Source organism: Erythrobacter donghaensis (assembly GCF_001557325.1).
Lineage (GTDB): Bacteria > Pseudomonadota > Alphaproteobacteria > Sphingomonadales > Sphingomonadaceae > Erythrobacter > Erythrobacter donghaensis_B.
This window is the reverse complement of sequence record NZ_LSJS01000104.1, coordinates 1-464: the sequence shown is the minus strand read 5'-3', so window position 1 is coordinate 464 and position 464 is coordinate 1. Positions and strand designations below refer to the sequence as shown.

The 464-nt window shown below is 76.5% G+C and carries 1 protein-coding gene; it reads right to left on the bottom strand.

The genetic code is table 11. From position 1 onward, the window contains the following. Positions 1 to 464, bottom strand: a 464-nt coding sequence (locus tag AX692_RS20030) for a hypothetical protein (RefSeq protein WP_196491769.1), incomplete at both ends; no start/stop codon positions are given.

Genomic DNA, 464 nt, shown 5'->3' with positions numbered 1-464 from the left:
GGGGGGCGGGGCCGCCACCGCCTGCGCCACCAGCCCGGCGATGCCGCCCGGGGGGGCGTCGAGCGCGATCGGGTGGACGCGGCCGCTTGGGCTCGGGGTGCCGATAACGAAGGTGCGGGCAAGGGCGGGCAGGCTCTCGCCCTCGAGCGTGACGTGGACCAGCGGCACGAACAGCGGGGTCCGTCCCTGTCGCAGCGGGGCGATGGCCGAAAGCGGGAGCTGGAGCGTGCCGGTCACGCTCCGCGCCTGATGCGGGCCGATGCGCGCGATCCCGCCGAGCGCCTGCGCGGCGCCTGCGGAAGCGCCTGCGCCCGCGCGCGCACAGGCGAGCCGGAGCGCGCTGTGGAGGTCGCCCACCGCGCGCTCCGAGCGGTTGGCGATGGTGAGGCGGTACTCGAGGGTGAACATCATCAGGCTGCGGGTCGCGCCCGTGATCTCGAGCGCGAGGTCGAGGCGTGGCGGGG